This is a genomic window from Campylobacter sp. JMF_01 NE2 (assembly GCF_027737365.1).
Classification (GTDB): domain Bacteria; phylum Campylobacterota; class Campylobacteria; order Campylobacterales; family Campylobacteraceae; genus Campylobacter_B.
Map to the genome: position 1 here is coordinate 93,857 of NZ_JAOVTR010000004.1, position 19,555 is coordinate 113,411.

The window sequence follows — 19,555 nt, forward strand, 5'->3', positions numbered from 1 at the left end:
CTAAAATCCTTTCACTTTTTTATAAAAATCAATAATACTTTGTTTGATACTTTTCTTTGCTTTTTTGCGCAAAAGTTGCCACAATTCTTTTGTGGTTATTTCCTCTTTATCTACTTGCACCCTATCTTGCAAAATATCGTTTGCTATTACCAGTTTTTGATTTTGCTGTTTTAGCTTATCATTTAATGCCTCTAACTCTTCGATTTTTGCATTTTTATGAGTGTCTAAAATATTTAATTTAGAGTTCTCCTCTGTTTTTATTTTTAACTCTTTAAAATCTGTTTTTAAACCATTTTCAATGATAAATTGATTAAGACTAAAAAGATTTGTAGCTTTATTCAAACTACAAGTTGCCTCCAAATTTGTAACTTTGATAAAAATATCGAAATATGCTAAATCGCTATTTTTCGTATCAAAAGAATTCTTATAAGCAGTATAAGTATCTTGATACGAAAATGCTTCTGCATTTAAATCAATATTGAATTCATTTTGCAACGCCCTATCATCATTTATCCGTTTTAGATTTTGCTCTTGTCTAATTAATTCGGCTTCTTTGAGATATTTGTATTCTTCGTAATCTTGCAATAAGTCTTCTTTCATAAAATCATAAAGCGTTACTGCCGAAAATGGATTAGTTAGCACTGCACTTGGAATATCTGTATTTAGTTTTGTTCTAATGAAATAGCTTAAAATATTTTGGCAAATTTTAACAGCAAAAAGGTCGCAGAATTTTTTATTTACCAAATTCATTCTTTGGGTGTGCATATCTACGATTTGTTTGCCTGTAATTTTCTTGTATTCGGCGTTTTTATCAGCCTTTTTTAGCATACCGACAATGTAAGGATTTGCATCGAGTGCGCCAATGTTGTCATATTCCTCTAAGTCGATTGCTAGCATCTTATTGATGAATTCTTCATCAAATTCTGCATACTCTGCAAGTTTATCAGGATTCTGCATTGCTTCTAGAATTAGCTGTTGCAATCTGATAATGATTTGTTTTGCTTCTCCCTTTTCTTCATTTGCCTCTTGTTTTGAAGCATTTGCAGTAAGTATTTCTCTTACTTCCTCGACAGAGCAATTATGTAAAAACGATAAGGTTTTTTCGTTTAATGTTATTTCGGTATTTTTATCAGTCATTCTAAACACATCTTAATATCGTTAGAAATTTCATTGCCTACATTGCTATAAAACGCTTGTTTAGTTTTATCAATATTGTTATCCAACAGCATTCTATCGCACCAATCACTGCCTTTTTCGTTTTTTCCAAATTCAGGATATGTCATAGAAATTATATCACGATATTTAGACATAACTTGTGCGGCGTGTTCTATGCCTGGATTTAGCCCAGGCACTTCGTTACGGTCATTATCGGCGGCGATTGTAATTTTTAAATTAGGATTGATATCATTTAAAGAGGCAACGACACTCATTAAATTACCGCAATCCATAGCGCACAAAACAGGTTCGCCTGTTATCTTGTTAATCGCCATACCTGTTGCAAAACCCTCACAAAGATTGATATGCTCTTGGTTTTTAATAAATTCTAATAAATCAACCCCCTCTTTTACACCAACAACTCCAAAACACCCTGCTTTTTTTGCATCTTTTTCAAAACGCTTAAAATTTACACGCTCCCCATCTTTATTAATGTAATCAACAATAGTTTGTTGAGTGTAAATTTTCATTTTATCTTGCTCAACATCATAACCAAATAAAGGAATGCGAATATTACCTCTTTCATCAATTTTGCACCAAACATCTTGTGTCTGATTACTTACACCGTGATTTTCAAAGTATATATGATTTTTTTTACGCTTATTGTCAATGCTGTTGTTATATTCATTTGTAACATTTTCTGATTTTTGTTCTTGAATAGCTTGTTTAGCTTTCATTTCTTCTAACTCTTTGGCGTATTGCGCTTTCAATCTTTCTTTGTAATCTACTATATTTGTAGCATCTGCACTAATTTGTGTTTTTACTCCACCAAAACCAAGAGCAGACAAAAATGGAATTGAGTCAGGGTCAGCTAAAACTGCTTTATAAGTTGCATCATCAACACCTTTAAAGTTAATAGCCACTATTCCATTTTTTGCGTTAAAAAGCCCTCTTTCTCTACCATCAAAGTAATTAACATATCCACAATTACTTTTTCCAACAATTAATCTTTTTCCTTTAATGTCGTGGTCTTGTCCTAACAAAAACGCTGTCATTTGTTGTTCTATGCTAGGCAAAAAAATACTTGGTTCAATCCATCTTTTTTTTAACTCAGACATTTGGTTATAGAATTTATTTACATCTGCAACTCCCAAAACTCCCAAATACCGACTATTTTGTTCGTTGTTTTCAAGTAAATCGGCATAAACATAGTAAGCATATTGCGCTTTATCGTATTTGGCAATGTTAAAAATCAAACTATTACCACTAATTTTAATTTTGGCGTTTTCATCGGTTTTAAAATCGCTGCTTGAAAAGCCATTGCCAGTAAGTTTATTTAAATCTGTCCATTCAGGTGCTACTACAAGATATTGCACTTCACGATTAATAAATCGTTTTAATTGTGGTTTGGCTTGTAATTCTGTCTTTGTAACACAAAAATGGTAGTGGGTATATTCTTTTAATTCGCCATCTTTATTAAGATATTGTTTCTGTTCTGGAAAAATGTTTTCCTTTTTGCACATTTCTTTTAGATACTCAACTTCAAACGGCATATAATCTGTGAGTTCAACCATTTTATCAGGATATTTTGTCGTATTGATATAATCATATTGCACATCTAAATCTTTAACAGCCATAACCAAATCTCCTATAATCTCTTTTAATCTGCCCTGCTTTGCCAAATTTTCAATTTCGCCTAAATTATTTTGAACGAAATCCGAAAAAGAATTATAATAATCCTCATCATACCTTGAAGCCACAAATACATTTGCTAACTCTGTGAAAAACTCTTTTTCAAAAGGCGTATATTCATCTTTTAAATACGAACTTACAGCCTCTTTGAAATCTATTTCTAGCATTTGTATATCGTAGTCGCCGTTTGAACTCATATACGAAACATTATCAAAATCTTTCACAAAAGCTTCTGTATCACTCTTGCCTTGCAAAAATGCAAACAATTCAGTTTCGATATCTTGCAATGGCTCATCGCCTTTAAAGCATAAAGGATAGTGTTGAGATATACCACTTTGCAAACGATTATTTTTTATTGCTTGATAAATTTCAACATCTTTTTCATCTGCCTTTGGCTCATTTGTTTGCAAATTTAATTCTACTGCATTTTCAACGATTGCTTTATTCAAATAGTCATTATACAACTGGTATTCTATGGGGTCTTGTTCATCAATGCTTGCGTAATCTATAAAATCATTAACCATTTTGTTTTGTATCCAAGTCTATATTGTAAATCTTTTTGTATAAATTCTTCACATATTGCGCATCTAAGCTATTATCAGCTTGAAACATTGCATAAGGATTGCCTTCGTTTAATAGTGCTTCTGTGAGTTTGTCAATTTCTGCTTCGCTTAATTCTTTGTATTCGTTTTCCATTTTTTATCCTTACTTTAAAAAATCGGTTTTAAAGATAGGATAACCGAAAACCCATATTTTAGGCTTTTAATGTATTTTTACGAAAGGGGCAAAAGCCTGAAAAAATTTAGGTGTAATACTCATCAATATTACTTAATGATTATAGCATAAAAATACATAAAAAGTTATAAAAAAGCAGTTAAGACAATTTAAAGGTTCTGAGTATAGAATAGTTTTAATTAAAAAATAAAGGAAAACTAATGAATTATGAAGCAATGTCTAAAATACAAAAAGACATACACAATGGAGATTTTGATTATGTTCTTGCTACGATGACAGAAAAACAAAAAAAAGAAAATGCTCACTTGGCTCATATTTTATTTGATTATATTGATTATTCGCAAGGCATAAAAGACTTTTCCAAAGAGGGAAAAGATTATAGAGAAGCGAACAACTTTTATCTGTTTAAAGGTCAAAATTTTAGACAGAATTTAGTCCGAATTCCCAAAGGACATTCTATGATTATAGAATTGGAGCAAAAAAATATAAAAGTTATGGATTACAGAACATACTATCGCCAAACATTATTATTTAGCCTTTTTTTAGGAATTGTGGGAGTTTTTATGTTTTTTGTAGTAATAATACCATCCATATATTACATTGGAATGCTCGCTTATGTAACATTAGGTATGTTAGCTTGCATACTTGCGATAGTAATTCTTGCTGGTGGCGGTGGTTCATCAGGTAGTGGCAGCGATTCATCAACATTAGGCAAAGCACTTTTGGGTGGTATGGGTTTAGCTGCATTGGGGTCTAGTTGGTAAATTTTCGTTTTAAAGAGTGGCGAGTCTAGACAAAAGCCTAGAAGGTCTTTTCTCACTATTTCAAGAGGGTCAAAAAGAATTCTCGCCACCCATTAAAACGAAAAAATAATATATTCTTAAAGGATATTAAAGAATATCCTTAAATGATACAATAAATATACTTAAAATATTCAAAAAAATATCTAAAAAATATTCTTTAATTTTTTAAATTTATACTTTCGCTTACTTTTTGTATATTTTTTTGCACCTTATTTTTCAAATCTAATAAAGCAGAACTAAAATTCTTTTGATACATTTTTGTTATTTCTAGCAAATGTGCTGTTACTTTTTGCGAGCCTTTTTTTATCAGCCATTCTGTAAATTTTTGAGTTTTGCTTTTTTTATAGAGCATATCTTTAACAAAAATATTCTCTATTTTTCTTGTCTTGCTTTCCAAATTTCTACCTATTTTGCCGTTTTGAGGTATGCTTTGATAAAACCTTTTATCAAATATGTATAAAGGTTGATTATTCAAATTATGAATTACTGATTTTAGCAATCTCTGTCTTGATTGTAGGGTTTCTTTTGCTAATTGATTTTGAAAATTTCGTATATTATTTGCAAGGGTTTTATTTATATACATTGTTGGCATAAAAAATGGATTTTGCGCCCTGCAAAAAGCGACAGCATTATCAAAAATCTTTCTCTCATCGTTGCTTAAACCAAGTGTATCTTCTGTTTTTATGCTCTTATCTGCACTGCTGTTGCTACTGCTTGTGCTATCTGTTGCTTGCGATTGAGCCAAGCTATTATTATTTGTTTTTTGAAAACAATTTAATAAAATTTCGTTTGGAGATAATTCCGAATTTGACAAAATTTGAGTAATACCATATTTATGAGGCTCTTTAACCTTTGATTTTTCGCAAATCGTTACAAAATCTACATTTTGTGATTCTTTACCTTCGAAATCTAACATTTGAGTTAAAACATATCCACAAGTATCGTGTTTTGTTAATTTTACATTATTATCAAGTAGTTTCAACGGCAAAACTGCACTAAGTTTTAGAGTAATATCTATTTCATCTATATTATTAGCTTTATCAATGATATCATCTTGAACTCTAATATATTCATCAAAATCTATAAAATCGTTTTGATAAAGCTGATAAACATATAGGCTTGGTTCAATTTGACTTTGAATTTTACCTAAAAGAGAAGTGCAGTCTTCATCTTTCATTTCGATAAATTCTTGGCTCTCATTTTCCATAAGGACATTAGCACTTACCTCTTCTGGAATTTCATCAATATCTAATTCTTCTGCTAATTCTTCTATTATTTCATCATCAATGCCGTGTTGTTGCATAAGTCTAAGCAAATCCATTTCGCTTAAATTTGCATAGTTAATAACCTCTTTGACAGCATTAACATACTCTTTTTCATCGTGATTATAAGTAGTAAAATACATTAAGTTTGTAGCACCCAAACCAACTCTGCCTGCTTCATTTTTTTTAGCATTACCATACTGCGTAATTTGGTCTGTGCCTGTTAAAATTAGCGTATTAAGACCTCCAACATAAGTGCCATCTTCTTGTTTTTCACCGCCCATCATCTGTTCGACAAAAACGCAGGTATTAGTTGTAAAACCAAGAGTTTGTTGAATATTTGGGTCAGTAATAGCAATTTTATCTTTATTCTTACCTGTAAATTTACATTTATCGCCCAAATGGTCTATTAGAATTTGTTTGTATGTATCTGCATCTATCATACTATCGACAATTTGTCCGATTTTATTCCAATTCTCTGTTGTCATTCTGCAAACTCCATTTGTGGCACTTCTGTAATATCTGTGTTAAATTTCTCTTTCAATTCTTGGAAAAAATTATACTCTGCGACATCAAAAAACGATGATAAAAGACAAATAAACAAATTTGTATAATTATCAGAGTTTAAAATCGCAGTAGAACCATCATTTTTTGTTGGCACAATCTTTACCAAAACCCTTCTTTGATATGTTTCTAATATCATACGAGTATCATAATCTGAAATCTTTGACACTAAAAGCCCAGCAGGCACACCCATATAGCGTTCTATAACCATTCTAAAAGTGATAAGCATAAAATCTGCCATAAGCATTTCAAGTAGCATATTTTTAGTTTCTTTGTTCGCTATTAACGCCTCAATGCCCTTATCAAATGTTTCAAAAAATAAATTTGCCTCTTCTTCTGTATAATATTTTCTAACCTTACTCATAAATGTAATATCTTTTTTCAAAGCCAAAAGCAATTTTGCAGGCGTTGGATTAAACTCAAAACGCTCTATAACAAAAATGTTTTCTGTTAAATATTTGTAAAATTTTACAGAAAATTTTTGTAAGAAAATTTTAACTGCGTTGCGAGAAAATACAACAACATCTTTATCGACTAAAATGTCTTCTTTTCGTTTTGTGATTTCGTTTTGGATAGTTTGATACCCTTTCCTAATTTTGTAAGCTTTAAAATGCTCGTAAATTTTAGATTTTGGTATATCTAAACCCTTTTTGTTTGCATAATCTTGTGTAACAATGTCGTTATCGCCTATCCACAACTCATCGTATAATTCACTGCCATTTAAATAGCCTTCTAAAATCGAAAACAAATCATCAAAAGATTCTTTGCTGATAAAAAGTCGTTTGATATTATCGTGCGCTGTGTTGCCAAAGATATATGGCAAATCATAGAAAATTTTTAAGTTTTTCTCTCTTTTGTAGCCATCTTCTTGTCTTACAATTTGATTGAAAAAGTCTTTTTCTAACTTCTCAAACCACCCTGCATCAAAACCTATTTTAGGCTCTAAATCTTTTGGTAATTGAGCCATATTGTTTAAAGCCCAGCCGATAAAACGCATAGGTTTTCCAAACCACAACCAAAACAAGCTTTTAGGTTTATGAGTTTTTGTTAAAAAAATACAAAAAGCGCAGTAAAACAAAAAGAGCAAAAAGAAAAAAAAGCTCGGATAATTGTCTAAAAACAACTGTTTTTCTTTATCAACAACACCCCAAGGATTAACAGCAGAATCAAAAGGATAAGCTATTGGAGAATAAAATAGCGCATTTGTATTTAAATCTCCAAAAATTATCAACACAATGATTCCGACAAGCAAAAATGCAACGCCAAAAATTACGAGTGTTTGGTCCCTCTTAATACGAAATTTTGAACTTTTTATCGCTTCAACTTCGCCAAAAGCACCTTTGCGCTCATTCATACCAAATGCCATTATCTACACTCCTAAATGTTGCTGTAATGAATATAATGCTCGTTGCTTAGACTTTGAATTGGCTCAAAGTGTTTAAGCATTGTAGGCAGTGTTTTACCACCACGATAGAATGATTGAACCCAAATGGCTCTATCAGCTTGACCACCCAAAAACATTAAGCAAAATCCATTGTCTGCTTCCAAAACCTTTTTGGCTTGGACTAGTTTTTCTTTTTTGATTTGAACTTCTGTGTTTTGGACTAATTCGCCCATAGCATCTTTTTTGTAAGTTGCATCTTCAACGGTTTCTTCATTAACCATCTCTTCAAGCCAATTTACAGCCGTTTTATCTTGAATTTTAAACACAATTTTTGTTGTGTTCGCTAATGCTCTCTCTTTTGAAGTTTCATTTGAACCACTGGCTTTAAGTGAAACAATGTCTTGAATACCAAGCATAACAGCCATATTAATAGAGCGCACTTGCGCTAGGATTGTGTCTAAATCATCGACAGGATATGAGCCATACTCATCTAAAACAATCAGTGTAAATGGTTTTGGTGTAATCTTATCTTTGTAAATTCTATTGATTGTTTTGTGCGCTGTCAAAACCTCGCCACCAAGTGCAGCAGCTGCATAAGATTTAATCGAAGCAATGATAATTTTGCCTAAAAAGGTCGTTTGCTCTTTTGATAATTCCAAAACAGGCAAAAGAACATACAAAATTTGATTATCACGGAATAAGCTAACTAACTCTATTTCACTTTGTGCTTGTGAGAATATATGCGAATATGGCGCAAGTGTCGTAAATAGGTTATCCCATTGTTGTTGAGCGTATGCGTGTTGTTGAATAGCATCATTTGGTTGCTTTTCAAGTGAATTTGTCTGTGCGAACGCTTCTTGTAGTTTTTGTTTTGTAGAGCCTGTTTTGTATCTTGGTCTATAACCTTTATCGCACTCTAAATTGTAAAGAGAATCGCTATAAACCATTGAATTAGGCTTGTTAGCCTTGCCAGTTGAATCTGTTAAAAAATCCTCTCTCAATTCATTATAGATAATTTGAACATCTGAGGTAGCAAATACCTTTTTTGCATTTAATGTTTTGTCAAAAAATGTCTTTTCGGAATTTTGTTTTAGTCTGTAATAAATCTCCAAAGCAACACAAGAAAGCAATGTTTCGCCAACATTCCAAACAGAAGCTATGTAGTTCTTAATCATAATAAAAGTTTGATTATAACAATCTGTAACTATCTTGCTATTAAAGCCCAAAGCTTCATCAATTTTCTTTTTGTCATCAGGCGTATTTATTAATTTTACACTCAATTTTTCCAAATTATCAAAATAATCACTCGGCTGAATAACAATACTCTTATCTGAATTGATTATAGAAATTACATTATCATTTTCTTCGATGATTTCGTTCAAATCTCTACAAATCCCATAAAAGATTATATATTGCATACAAAGTGGTAAAAATTGAATTGAGTTTTGAATTTTAATTGCATCAAAAGGCTCATTTGCAAGCTGTTTTCTAAGCCACAAAGCATAAATTACAACCCTAGCTAAAACCTTACCACGACCCTTAAAGTGGCTTGCATTTCCATCACCACTATCATTTGAAAACGCCAAATCGCCTAAAAAGCCTGAGAGCCTCATAGGGTGCATATTTGCGATAAAATTGAATGTATTGCTTTCTGCTAATTTCTCGGCTTTAAGGAAATTTAGCACTCTAACGCTCGTTTCTCTATTATTTTCTTTTGCTTGCGCTAAGACTTGCGATAGCATTTCGGAGTCAGATTTACCATCGTTAAATAAAATTCCACCACCGAACTGCATAATATTGTGCATTGTAGAACGAACAAACTCTGTCTTACCTGCACCTGTTTTACCAACCAAAGCAATATGTGTTTTTGCCATTTTTTCATCAATGCCAACCCATTTAGGCTTATTAGTGGTAATTTTCTCCATTTTTTCTTGCAAATCAGCTAGACTTTGTTTATTACCACTTTTAATAATTGCTAAATGTCCATCGACTTCATTTTCATAGACACGATAACCTATGATTGATACAACTTTTTCAGCAGTTTGTGGCTGAAACAAAGCCATATATTGTCGCATATAGTAAGTATTTCTAAAAAATAAATGCCAAATTTCAGCAACTTTGATAAAGAAAAAAACCAAAAAGGCTAAACAAGCAACAGGCGAAAACCAAAAGAAAAAGCAAGCTAAATATAGCATTTTCTTTGCGCCTTCTCGTTTTAATTTCCATTTAGTTCTTGCCTCATCAATGCCATAATAGCGCACTTCCCTAGCAGTTTTTGATTCTTGTATTAAAATAGCCATTTTAGTTCTCTTTTGCGTTTAGATTTGACTTCATTTCAATTACACCTAATCGATTTGTAATCTCTAATTCTTTTATCAATTTTTCGGTGTAAAAAATCACTTCATCGTATGCAGGATTTGTAGAAGCTGTTTTATTAAAAGAGTTCAAAACGCCTGTAAGTTCGTTCTCTAAGCCTTTTGTCATATCTTCACTAACAAAATGTTTTGCAAAATTTTTTTGGTCAATCTCCATTTGTTCAAGCTGTTTAGTCAAATCGAAATTCGCACGAGCCAAAAAAGCATCTTTGATATAATTTTGACAATGACACTCGCCTGCAAAAGAAAAATTTGCACTAAAAAGAAACAATAAAGGCAATAAAAAAGGCTTTTTAAAACGGATTTTAGGGAGTTTCGATATAATTGCATTTGGGGTTGCCGCAGGGCTGGAACCCCTACGGCGTAATCTTACCCCTGAAAGGGGGTGGCAAATATGCCTACCAAAATTGTTGTGGCAATTATACTCTTTTGCATAATTGTTGTCAAGGCTTATTAGCTTTTGACCTGCCGTAGCTTCGGTTACGGCAGACAACGATTTTTCCCCTGTGGCTTTTATATTAAAACACATTTTATTATCCTACCCTTTTAATTACTTGATGACTTTACAAAACTTCTTACAAAATCAATCTTGCCTAACAATTCGCTCTTTAAGTTCCAACTTTTTTCTAGTTCTCTTGCTTTGTTTTCATCATATTCAAAGGCTAGTCTTACTACTCTATCAGCCGTTAAATCATCATAACGAAGTGTATTCAAAGCTATAAATAGTTTGCCTATGTGATAGTTGCAAGATAACATATCATTAAATTTTGCTATCGATAAGGTATTAACCATTAAATTAATTTTGGCTCTTAAAGCAGTGAAATCTATTATACTGCTAATGTCAGTTAAACCTATTTTTGTCGCAGTATCATCTGTATCAAAAAAATCAAAAACTGAAATTATTTCATAAACAAAATCTCTTTCTAAAATAACAGCAACTCGTGGATTATCTGTTTCTTCAAAATTCTCAAATACTAGCATTGCGTGTTTTGCATTAATATCTTTGCAATAATCAAACAATGTGCTTTCGCCTTTTGGATATACGCTTGTAAAAGGCTTGCTTTTAAACATACATAGATGGCTATTGCCAAATTTAGTAAATGCAATACAAAAAGGCATATTAAATAACCAAACAGGATTAATGCCAAGATGAGTAACCATTTTATCTAGCATAGTAAGCGTTGGCACTGCTTTTTTGTCTAAAACACCAGCAACTAACTCTATATCATCAAAATCTATCATTTTTGCAAGCGTAATGGCGTTTAAATTTAGCTCTTCGCAGATTTTGATTACTTTATTTTGCAATTCTTTAACTTCATTTCTCATTATTTTCCTCTTTCTTCTCAATCAAAATTTTCTTTGCTAACATTTCTATTAAATCGGTATTTGTGTATTTATAAAATTTTTCAACAATGGAATTTCCTGCGAACAATAAATTAGTTCTGCTAGTTAATTTAGCTTTTCTTGTCAATGTAATTTTTGAAAAGTCATACCACAAATAAACCACAAAAGCAACAATACCTGTGTAAAAGCCATAAAACATTGACAAAACAAAAGCTATTGCTATCGCAGCTAAGGTTTTATATTCGGCTAAATACACTCGAAAAGTTGGTCGTTTTTGGTTTTGTGTTTCATATAAAAATTCTTCGGACTTTTTTAACATTATTGAGTTACCTTTTTGAGATTTCCTATGCCACCATCACTATCATCAGCAACACCTTTTATGACACTAGGCACAGCCCAAGTCCAGCTTTCTGTTGTATTGTAACCAAGAAAAACTCTGCCGAACATACCTACAATGACAAAAGAACACAATAAACCTACAAAAGCCGTTGCTATCGGAAATGAGATTTTTATAAGTTGTGGTGATTCTGCTCCTTGCGTTTGCTCTTGTTTTTTTCGCAAATAATTTGCTCCCAAAAGATAGCCACTTACGCAAAAAACAACAACGATGATTAACATACCTTGTCTAGTAAGATTGACAAAAGTTATTAAAATGTTGATTATCATATTGGATAATCCCTCGATATCGCTTTTAAAACTACCTCCATATTTAGCATCGTTAAAATGTTGCCACATAGTTTGAGAAACTTTTTGCAATCCTGCCCATTTTGTGTCTTGTGTCAAAAAACGAATAAACATTTCGTTAATTTTGAAGTGTAATCCCAAAATAATGAAACCACCGATACCATAAACCAAATATCTCAATTTATGCAAAACCGTGCCATCTGGGTTATCTCTATGCAATTTGTCGTATCGTAGCGATAAAAACATTGGGGTTAAAAAGCAAAATAACGGCATAAAGAACAAAATGACCCAATAAATAATTCCTATAACTACAATCAAAGAAACTGCATAAGTAAGGAATGTTTGAGTTTTTTGTCCTACTGTTTTAGTGTCAAAATTCATAGCATTGACATCTTTTGCAATATTATCCCAATATGTCGCTAAATTTAACTCTCCACTACCACCTATATTCAAAAATGCTTTTGCAGCAGTTTCAGGCGAATATGTAGTGTCGCCAAGCTTGTCAGCTAATACGTCCCAAGCACCAAAGAATACAGCAAAGAATATTGCTAAAAGAATATGCCAAATTATAGTAGTTGTAGCACTTTCTAAAAAAGTCTTGCCTGTTCGCAAATGGTCGCGCATATCTCTTGCATAAAGAACATAAGGAAACACTAGCATAACTATTAAACAAATGCTAGTTACGCCCAAAGAAATGACTAAGCTGTTACCTACCATTTTCAGCCATCACCACAATATCTTGATTCAAATAATTAAATACGGTTTGTATATAATCGCCTTGATTTGTGATTGATTTCAAAGTGAAAAATAAAATTCTATCGTTTGGCAGATAAATTCTATCATTGAAGAATACGCTATCTTCAAAATACATTGGCTTGAAACCGTATTCTGACAACGAGAAATTTTTAGTTAGTGATATGCTTCGCTCATCAGCTTTAATGATTTTTATGTTTAAAAAGATATTTGCACCATTTGTGCTAAAAAAAATCGGCTCTATGATTGCATTTAACTCTTTGATTTCTATTTGTGAGTTACTGGCAAAATTTAAATTGCCGATTTCGACAATAGGATACTGCATCTCTAAATTGATTTTTGGTTTTTGTGATAAAAATACATACTCAATGCGACTATGCCAATTCTCAACTGTTTCAACATTGCTTTGTGCGCTTGAATTTGAATCAGCAGGCGCAGGTGTTGGGGTATTCATTACAACAAAATTAGTGTTTTGTTGATTAGTATTTGGTGTTTCAGTTTTAATGGCAACTTCGTTAGATTGCGCTACACTATTTTGTTGATTTGAATTATTTGTAGCAGGTGGTGGCGTTGATTGTGCCGTTGATTGCGCAGAAGCATTAGTATCGCTATTAGACACTTGTGCATCTTGTGGAAACAACATTCCTCGAAATGAAACAAATGCAACTAACAATCCGAGCGCAATGACAACGAATTTTGCTTTGCCTGTTTTTTGTTTTGTAGCAGGTTTAACTTCTTTTGCAGTAACTTTTTCTTGCTTTTTTGGTTTTTGAATATCTTTGGTATTCAACTCATCTAAATTATTGCCAAGTTCATCAGCTAATCCCATAATAGTTCCTATTTTTGGTATAAAAAATATGTTTTATTATGTTATCTTATTATTACTTAAAAAGCATTAAAGAAAAAATTTAGATAAGGCGAAATTTAGGTCTTTTATGGAATATTTACGAAAAATTACAAGTTGCAACAAGAAATCAAAAGGCTAAAAAGTAATGACTAAAAATACAACTATTGCTCTATCAAATGCAAAAGCAAATAAAAAAGATGAGTTTTACACACAATATGTCGATATACAAAAAGAAATGGAAGCCTATTTGCAAAACGATAAGTGTATCTTTGAAAACAAAACAATCTTTTTGCCTTGCGATGACTACGATAAAAGCAATTTTGTAAAATACTTTGAAGATAATTTCAATAAATTAAAACTAAAAAAGCTAATTAGCACCTGTTACAATCCAAATGGTTGTGGCAAAATTTATATAAAAGAGCAAAATTCATCTTTCAAAGATTATTTAAAGGGGAATGGCGATTTTAGAAGCGATGAAATAACCAAAATCAGAGATATTGCAGATTTTATAATTACCAATCCTCCTTTTAGTTTATTTAGAGAATTTATGGCTTGGGTAAGTGCTAGCAGTGCCAAATTTGCAATTTTAGGCAATATGAACGCCGTTACTTGCAAAAGCATTTTTCCACTTTTTGAAAAAAATAAAGTTTGGTTCGGTGCTACTATTTTTAGTGGAGATAGAGAATTCAAAGTTCCAAAAAACTATCCATTAGAAGCAAGTGGATATAGAATAGATTGTAACGGAGAAAAATACATTCGTGTTAAAGGCGTTCGTTGGTTCGTAAATATTAAATACGATGACAAAAACAGACAACTTATATTAGATACTATGCAAAACAATCTTTTTAAAACGCCAAAATTAAAATTTAAAAATACATATCAGCAATATGACAATTACTTGGCTATTGAAGTATCTCAAACAAATGCTATTCCTAGCGATTACAACGGAATTATGGGCGTTCCTATAAGCTTTTTGGATAAATACAACCCAAAACAATTTAAAATTTTAGGCATAGATTTTTATGTCAAAGATGGTTTATTAGATAACCTTATTTGTGATAAATGGCAAGGAAAACTTGATAGAGCATATTTAAATGGAAAAAGATTGTATTCTAGGATTTTCATTAAGCACATAAAAGAAAATATATAAAAATGCTAATTCGTTACATTGATTGCAAAAACGGTGTCGTATTACGAAATAGTGATAATGAAATAATCGAACACGAATTTAAACTATTGCCTTTTCGTATTTTAAAAATTGTTTTAGAGCCAAATTCTAGCTATACAAAATACATAATGCAACTTGCAAAGGCTAGATTAAAAGAGTTAAATTTCAATAAAGCAAATTCATCAGGCGAAATCCGAGATGATAAAGAAATACAATATAAATCTTTTGCAGGACTTATTATAGAACGGCTTTGTTTTTCATTGTTAAACCATTATAACGCTAATGATAATGTCAAAATAGAGTTAGATAATTCTAATAGCCCTATAAATCAGATTGATTTGCGAATTATAAAGAATTTTACCAACTCATCAAACGAATTTCAATCTATCACAAAGTCAGTTGAAATTCGCTCATCTTTTCCATTTAAGCCGATAGAAAAAGCAATAGCTAATGATTTTGATATTTTAGGATTTTATAAGAACAATGTCAAAAGTTCCGAAATACAAAAAGACTTTTATATAAGATTTTTATTTTCGTTAGAAAATATCAGCGAATTTCATATTTTCAATCAATATAACAACATAGATTATGCAAAAACAGCTACGAATTTATTGCAAAATTTATATTTTGATGAAGAATTAAATTTAAAACGAAATTTAACCATATACTTTATTGGTGGTGCTACAAAAGAGATGATGAACGATGATAGTATTGCGTATTATGGCAATATGACATCTGTGAATTTCAATCAAAACAAAAATGGAATTTTTAAAAAAATCAAAATTAGAAATGCACTTGATAGCATAGCAATAATGCAGTTAATGTTAAATTGCATAACCGATGAAGCAATTAAAGCAAAATAAGGAGCCTTAAAAATAAAGCTCCTCCATAAGGAAGTATATCTAGAAAAGCTTAAAATATAGCAGGAATTCCAGAGCCTATATATGGCTGTCCATTAGAATTCTTTTTTGCTTTTTTTGCATTAGAATTTTTATTTTGTGCTACTTTTTTATTGCTTTGTGCTGATTTCTTTTGCGCTTGTGCTACTTCTTGTTTCAATGCTTTGTTTTCTTGCTCTTTCGCATTAAGTTTTGCTTGTAATTTCTCAACCTGAATTTGGCACTCTAAAAGTGTTTGGCAACTAGGACTTGCCACAAGCAAACTAGAACTAAAAGCTAACGCTAAACTACCTAAAAATATTTTTTTCATTTTGACTCCTTGATATTTTTTAATCTAATTTTCCTAAATTATCAAAATAATAGTAATAATCCAACCTAATTACATTCTCTTTAGCCCCACCTGGGATAGTCCAATCTCCATCGCTTATAATATCCCACCTTGTGATATCGGTAGAAGCTTTAATTTTTGTAAAAAGCGTTTGTTTTTCTAACTTATCAAAAGATTTTTTATCTTTTGGGTGGTCATTTAAAATCAGATATTTGGAATTGCCAACATCATCGTTATACTCTTTTACCTCAAAATTTGCTTTGAAGAAAGATAACACAGGTCTTTTTAGAAAATATATATACTTCCATTGCGTTTCAGGCTCTTTGGTAAATTTAAGGTGTAACATTTGTGCCTGATAAGTAGTGTTTAGCATTACAAAACTAAACAAACCACATAAAAATAAAACAACAAATACAAAATATCTGCTATGAACAAAATCCATTAATCTTTCCATAGCAGTATTTTGACTAAATAAACTTAATAATTGCTTATTTTTCTAAAAACATCTTTCATTAAACCAATGCTACCTCTTATGAATGTTGCAGATACTTCTTTCCAGCACCACGACAGCATTGCTATTCCCACTAAAACGCTACTAGACAAAAATAAAAAATGCAATACTAATTGTTCTATTTCATAATTGCCGTAATTGGTAGCATACAAAGCTATTGTTCCAAGCACGAAACAACAAAACAGAGTGCCAAAAAAACATTTCAACAAAAAATACGCCATTAAAAAAACTCCTTACATACCAATGTGTTGTCCAAATCTCATTCTATGTGTTAAAGATTCTAAGCTTTGATTCATAGCAGATTGTGTTTGAACGCCAACAGTTTCGAAGAACCAATGTGAGAATTTAATTAAAACGACATATCCTAATAGCAAATACGCAAAGCCTAAAAGTATAGTTCCTATACCAAAAAATGCTTGAATTTGAACATATTGAGCCACTCTATTAACTGCTCCACCTGCCAAAAAAGCATTTGAAAGCTCTATATTCATAATGTGATTAGTTATTATAAAATAAATTTGATGAATTATGCCTATACCAAAAATCAAAATAGTTCCACTTAATACTATTAAAATCGGAGTAAAAATCAGCGTTGTGGATTTACCGATATAGTTTTTAATTTGTTCTTCTTTTTTTGTTAGTAATCCCCATATAATTACTAATGGCGAAGCTATGTAGAATACAATGACTTGCAAAAAGAACATTCCTATTTTAAACATTAAAATCATAGATAAAATTACCATAACCATCAAGTTTAAAATGTATATATAAAGAGATTGCGCAACCATTTTTATCATAAGTCCATCAACTATAGCAGAAGCAGTTCCAAGTTCTTTTCCACCCATACCTAAAACACCAGATAATCCTGTCAAAGCAATTATTTGCTTCAATCTGCCTCCACCTACCGACCTTCCGTAGTCCATAGAAGAATCCAAAAAGAGAGTAGTTATAAATTCGCCAAAAACTAGCAACTGAGAGTGTTTTGCAGAATCGCTATCTCCTTTATTGTTTGTTATCCACTTGGCAATGCTCTCAACAGATTGTTCCACATTAGAATACCCTGGCATAAACTGATAACTAGCAACAGAAATTGCATAGCTTAATAAGCCATCTACCCCTTTGGCGAGTAAGTTCTCGTTATCACCACGAGTAAAATCCCCATTTTTCAAAGCAGTAGTAGCTACTTTTTTCGCATCTTCATTATCATCAATAACCTTATTGCTCTGTTCTTGGAATGTGCTTGTTGCACCAATGGTCGTATAATATTGAGATAATGCTAAATCACTTAAAGTATTATCATCGGTTGTATTAATAGCAGTAGAAGCATCTAATGCGTTTGTTTTTTCAGCGTAATAATATGGGTTAAAAGAAGGATACATTATTTGATACAGAATAGGTATCATCGACACATTTACCCAACCAAAGTTCTTTTCATAAAAAGCCAATTTAGCAAATTTTTCTTTGAAGAATTTTGCTCTTTCCTCATCATATTTAGCAAATGCACCGTTTTTAATAAATTGATTTGAATGATATGTAAAATCTGCACTAAATCTACCTAATCTATTCAAAACCTCAGGTGAATGTTCCGATAGAAAAGTTTCTAGTTTTGAGCAAGCAGAATTGGATAAATATGCGTATTTTGGGTTAAAATTTTTAATAATATCTAAAGCATATTTTTTTGAAAATTCTAACATATCATTATTAGATATAGAATTTAATGGTTTAGGCAATGTATGCGCTGAAATATTCTTCCTATAAGCATCGCCAACAGTATAATCATTGCGACAAGTTGATAAATATAGCTTTTGATATGCACTTATAGTGATAAGGTCTTTTGAAATTCCATTATACTCTTTTTTCATTTTTTCAAGCAACCCCTCGCTGTTGTCAATAGAATTTTCACGATAAGCAACAAATGTAGCAAATGAATAAGTTAAAATTCTTGAAAATTCATCAGCAACAGCAGAACCTAAGCCAACACCACCTTGTATGGCAACCTGCAAAGGCGTTTGATAAAATTTTGTTTCCAAATCTTTGTTTTTATCATCGCCTTGATTGATATTTAATCTATTAACTTTGATATTTTCAGTAATAATATCCGTATCTAAAAGCAGACTAGTTTCCAGTGGCGTATTTGTAGAAACCAAAGGCGTTGCAACAATAAGAGTATATGCGATTGGTTGCATAATCATCTTTTTCCATTTTAAAGGCTCTCTTTGCTCTTGAGAATTTAAAGAACTAAAATACTCTATACCTTTAAAACCTGTAACAAATGCAAACGAAGTTCCTGCAAGAGCAAGAATAAGCAGAATTTCTAATTTATGTAAATTTTGCGACATATAAACGTAATAGCCCCACAATTTACTATCACTTGTTTGCGAAAAAAGATTATTTCTTCCACTAGATGCAGTTGAAGTCGTATCTTTTCCATAAAAATCTTTTGGCACAGAAATTGTGTTGCCTTTTTCTAAATCAGTTTTAACTTCATTATTGATGTTTAATGCAGGCTTAGAAATATTTTCTCTTAACTTCAATTCACCATTACTTAAATCAATACCACCGATATAGCTATCATCTAAAACAGCAACACCTGCCATAACCCTAGACCAAGTTTGTTGAGAATCATCTTGGGTTGTATCTTTTTGAAACATCGCTTTTAAAACTTCAGGAGTAACTCTCTCTTTGTATTCAGTTTTATCCCCATACTCTTTAAGCCAATCAGCTAGTGTAAAACCAATCAAGCCAAAATCAGGGAAATCGCCATTTTCATATTTATTGTTAATTTTATCGCCAGCTTTTCTTTGAATGCCTTTTAAGCTATTTACAGTAATTCCATCGACATTTTCTTGAATAATGCTTCCTCCAAACATTTTTATGTATGGATTTGAATTATCAACATTCAATCCTGAAAACCCAACAAAAGGTCTTGTTGAAACAGTCGAAGCATCTTTTGAATCAGAGTTTGCATACAATCCTTGAATATTAAAGCTTAAAGGATAGATGAGTTGATTGCTACCTTCAGCGTTATCTATGATTTGTTTTAATTTAAAC

At 31.5% G+C, this 19,555-nt stretch carries 17 protein-coding genes; 3 read left to right on the plus strand and 14 right to left on the minus strand.

Annotation, left to right across the window (positions count from 1 at the left end):
* From OFO01_RS07665 to OFO01_RS07675, 3 genes are read right to left on the minus strand one after another with little or no spacing between them, the layout of a single operon-like run.
* Positions 1 to 1,146, minus strand: coding sequence for a hypothetical protein (locus OFO01_RS07665; RefSeq protein ID WP_270859615.1), 1,146 nt, complete (start codon positions 1,144 to 1,146; stop codon positions 1 to 3).
* Positions 1,134 to 3,371, minus strand: coding sequence for a toprim domain-containing protein (locus tag OFO01_RS07670; RefSeq protein ID WP_270859614.1), 2,238 nt, complete (start codon positions 3,369 to 3,371; stop codon positions 1,134 to 1,136). Before OFO01_RS07670 ends, OFO01_RS07665 begins: the two co-directional genes overlap by 13 nt.
* Positions 3,364 to 3,543: a hypothetical protein gene (locus OFO01_RS07675; RefSeq protein ID WP_270859613.1), complete on the minus strand. Its 180-nt coding sequence runs from the start codon at positions 3,541 to 3,543 to the stop codon at positions 3,364 to 3,366. The genes OFO01_RS07670 and OFO01_RS07675 overlap by 8 nt, the downstream gene beginning before the upstream one ends.
* Before the next feature lie 239 nt (positions 3,544 to 3,782).
* Here OFO01_RS07675 and OFO01_RS07680 point away from each other — a divergent pair, with 239 nt between their 5' ends.
* Positions 3,783 to 4,346, plus strand: a complete 564-nt coding sequence (locus OFO01_RS07680; protein ID WP_270859612.1) for a hypothetical protein — start codon at positions 3,783 to 3,785, stop codon at positions 4,344 to 4,346.
* Positions 4,347 to 4,542: 196 nt separating this feature from the next.
* Here the strand turns inward: OFO01_RS07680 and OFO01_RS07685 are convergent, their stop codons facing one another.
* Genes OFO01_RS07685 through OFO01_RS07720 form a run of 8 tightly spaced genes read right to left on the minus strand, consistent with a single transcriptional unit; the run spans position 4,543 to position 13,580 of the window.
* Complete coding sequence (locus tag OFO01_RS07685; protein ID WP_270859611.1) at positions 4,543 to 6,135, minus strand: hypothetical protein; 1,593 nt, start codon at positions 6,133 to 6,135, stop codon at positions 4,543 to 4,545.
* The gene (locus OFO01_RS07690; protein WP_270859610.1) at positions 6,132 to 7,577 is read right to left on the minus strand and encodes a hypothetical protein; all 1,446 of its coding nucleotides are present in this window, start codon (positions 7,575 to 7,577) and stop codon (positions 6,132 to 6,134) included. Before OFO01_RS07690 ends, OFO01_RS07685 begins: the two co-directional genes overlap by 4 nt.
* An 11-nt stretch (positions 7,578 to 7,588) precedes the next feature.
* The gene (locus OFO01_RS07695; RefSeq protein ID WP_270859609.1) at positions 7,589 to 9,895 is read right to left on the minus strand and encodes a type IV secretion system DNA-binding domain-containing protein; all 2,307 of its coding nucleotides are present in this window, start codon (positions 9,893 to 9,895) and stop codon (positions 7,589 to 7,591) included.
* A gap of 1 nt (position 9,896) precedes the next feature.
* Positions 9,897 to 10,499, minus strand: a complete 603-nt coding sequence (locus OFO01_RS07700; RefSeq protein WP_270859608.1) for a hypothetical protein — start codon at positions 10,497 to 10,499, stop codon at positions 9,897 to 9,899.
* Between the two features lie 17 nt (positions 10,500 to 10,516).
* The gene (locus OFO01_RS07705; RefSeq protein WP_270859607.1) at positions 10,517 to 11,296 is read right to left on the minus strand and encodes a hypothetical protein; all 780 of its coding nucleotides are present in this window, start codon (positions 11,294 to 11,296) and stop codon (positions 10,517 to 10,519) included.
* Positions 11,286 to 11,633 (minus strand): hypothetical protein, encoded by a 348-nt coding sequence (locus tag OFO01_RS07710; protein WP_270859606.1) that lies wholly within the window; start codon positions 11,631 to 11,633, stop codon positions 11,286 to 11,288. The genes OFO01_RS07705 and OFO01_RS07710 overlap by 11 nt, the downstream gene beginning before the upstream one ends.
* A complete protein-coding gene (locus OFO01_RS07715) occupies positions 11,633 to 12,715 on the minus strand; it encodes a hypothetical protein (protein WP_270859605.1) in 1,083 nt (360 codons plus the stop codon). The genes OFO01_RS07710 and OFO01_RS07715 overlap by 1 nt, the downstream gene beginning before the upstream one ends.
* Entirely contained in the window at positions 12,705 to 13,580 is an 876-nt protein-coding gene (locus OFO01_RS07720; protein ID WP_270859604.1) for a hypothetical protein, read from the minus strand. The genes OFO01_RS07715 and OFO01_RS07720 overlap by 11 nt, the downstream gene beginning before the upstream one ends.
* Before the next feature lie 163 nt (positions 13,581 to 13,743).
* Here OFO01_RS07720 and OFO01_RS07725 point away from each other — a divergent pair, with 163 nt between their 5' ends.
* Together OFO01_RS07725 and OFO01_RS07730 are read left to right on the plus strand one after the other, a co-directional pair.
* A complete protein-coding gene (locus tag OFO01_RS07725; RefSeq protein ID WP_270859603.1) occupies positions 13,744 to 14,748 on the plus strand; it encodes an adenine-specific methyltransferase EcoRI family protein in 1,005 nt (334 codons plus the stop codon).
* A gap of 2 nt (positions 14,749 to 14,750) precedes the next feature.
* On the plus strand, positions 14,751 to 15,629 hold the full coding sequence (locus OFO01_RS07730) for a hypothetical protein (RefSeq protein WP_270859602.1): 879 nt from the start codon (positions 14,751 to 14,753) through the stop codon (positions 15,627 to 15,629).
* 49 nt (positions 15,630 to 15,678) lie between these two features.
* On the opposite strand, the gene OFO01_RS07735 is transcribed toward OFO01_RS07730, so the two are convergent.
* The 3 genes from OFO01_RS07735 to OFO01_RS07745 all read right to left on the minus strand — a co-directional run.
* Positions 15,679 to 15,975, minus strand: coding sequence for a hypothetical protein (locus OFO01_RS07735; RefSeq protein WP_270859601.1), 297 nt, complete (start codon positions 15,973 to 15,975; stop codon positions 15,679 to 15,681).
* Positions 15,976 to 15,994: 19 nt separating this feature from the next.
* Positions 15,995 to 16,435 (minus strand): hypothetical protein, encoded by a 441-nt coding sequence (locus tag OFO01_RS07740; protein WP_270859600.1) that lies wholly within the window; start codon positions 16,433 to 16,435, stop codon positions 15,995 to 15,997.
* 302 nt (positions 16,436 to 16,737) lie between these two features.
* On the minus strand, positions 16,738 to 19,555 hold a 2,818-nt coding region (locus OFO01_RS07745; RefSeq protein WP_270875537.1), incomplete at its 5' end, for a hypothetical protein.

Bases quoted from the DNA above. Each gene is read 5' to 3' on its own strand.
- OFO01_RS07715 (WP_270859605.1), bottom strand. From the start codon at position 12,715: ATGGTAGGTAACAGCTTAGTCATTTCTTTGGGCGTAACTAGCATTTGT.
- OFO01_RS07680 (WP_270859612.1), top strand. From the start codon at position 3,783: ATGAATTATGAAGCAATGTCTAAAATACAAAAAGACATACACAATGGA.
- OFO01_RS07675 (WP_270859613.1), bottom strand. From the start codon at position 3,543: ATGGAAAACGAATACAAAGAATTAAGCGAAGCAGAAATTGACAAACTC.
- OFO01_RS07740 (WP_270859600.1), bottom strand. From the start codon at position 16,435: ATGGATTTTGTTCATAGCAGATATTTTGTATTTGTTGTTTTATTTTTA.
- OFO01_RS07670 (WP_270859614.1), bottom strand. From the start codon at position 3,371: ATGGTTAATGATTTTATAGATTACGCAAGCATTGATGAACAAGACCCC.
- OFO01_RS07705 (WP_270859607.1), bottom strand. From the start codon at position 11,296: ATGAGAAATGAAGTTAAAGAATTGCAAAATAAAGTAATCAAAATCTGC.
- OFO01_RS07695 (WP_270859609.1), bottom strand. From the start codon at position 9,895: ATGGCTATTTTAATACAAGAATCAAAAACTGCTAGGGAAGTGCGCTAT.
- OFO01_RS07700 (WP_270859608.1), bottom strand. From the start codon at position 10,499: ATGTGTTTTAATATAAAAGCCACAGGGGAAAAATCGTTGTCTGCCGTA.
- OFO01_RS07720 (WP_270859604.1), bottom strand. From the start codon at position 13,580: ATGGGATTAGCTGATGAACTTGGCAATAATTTAGATGAGTTGAATACC.
- OFO01_RS07710 (WP_270859606.1), bottom strand. From the start codon at position 11,633: ATGTTAAAAAAGTCCGAAGAATTTTTATATGAAACACAAAACCAAAAA.
- OFO01_RS07730 (WP_270859602.1), top strand. From the start codon at position 14,751: ATGCTAATTCGTTACATTGATTGCAAAAACGGTGTCGTATTACGAAAT.
- OFO01_RS07685 (WP_270859611.1), bottom strand. From the start codon at position 6,135: ATGACAACAGAGAATTGGAATAAAATCGGACAAATTGTCGATAGTATG.
- OFO01_RS07735 (WP_270859601.1), bottom strand. From the start codon at position 15,975: ATGAAAAAAATATTTTTAGGTAGTTTAGCGTTAGCTTTTAGTTCTAGT.
- OFO01_RS07725 (WP_270859603.1), top strand. From the start codon at position 13,744: ATGACTAAAAATACAACTATTGCTCTATCAAATGCAAAAGCAAATAAA.
- OFO01_RS07690 (WP_270859610.1), bottom strand. From the start codon at position 7,577: ATGGCATTTGGTATGAATGAGCGCAAAGGTGCTTTTGGCGAAGTTGAA.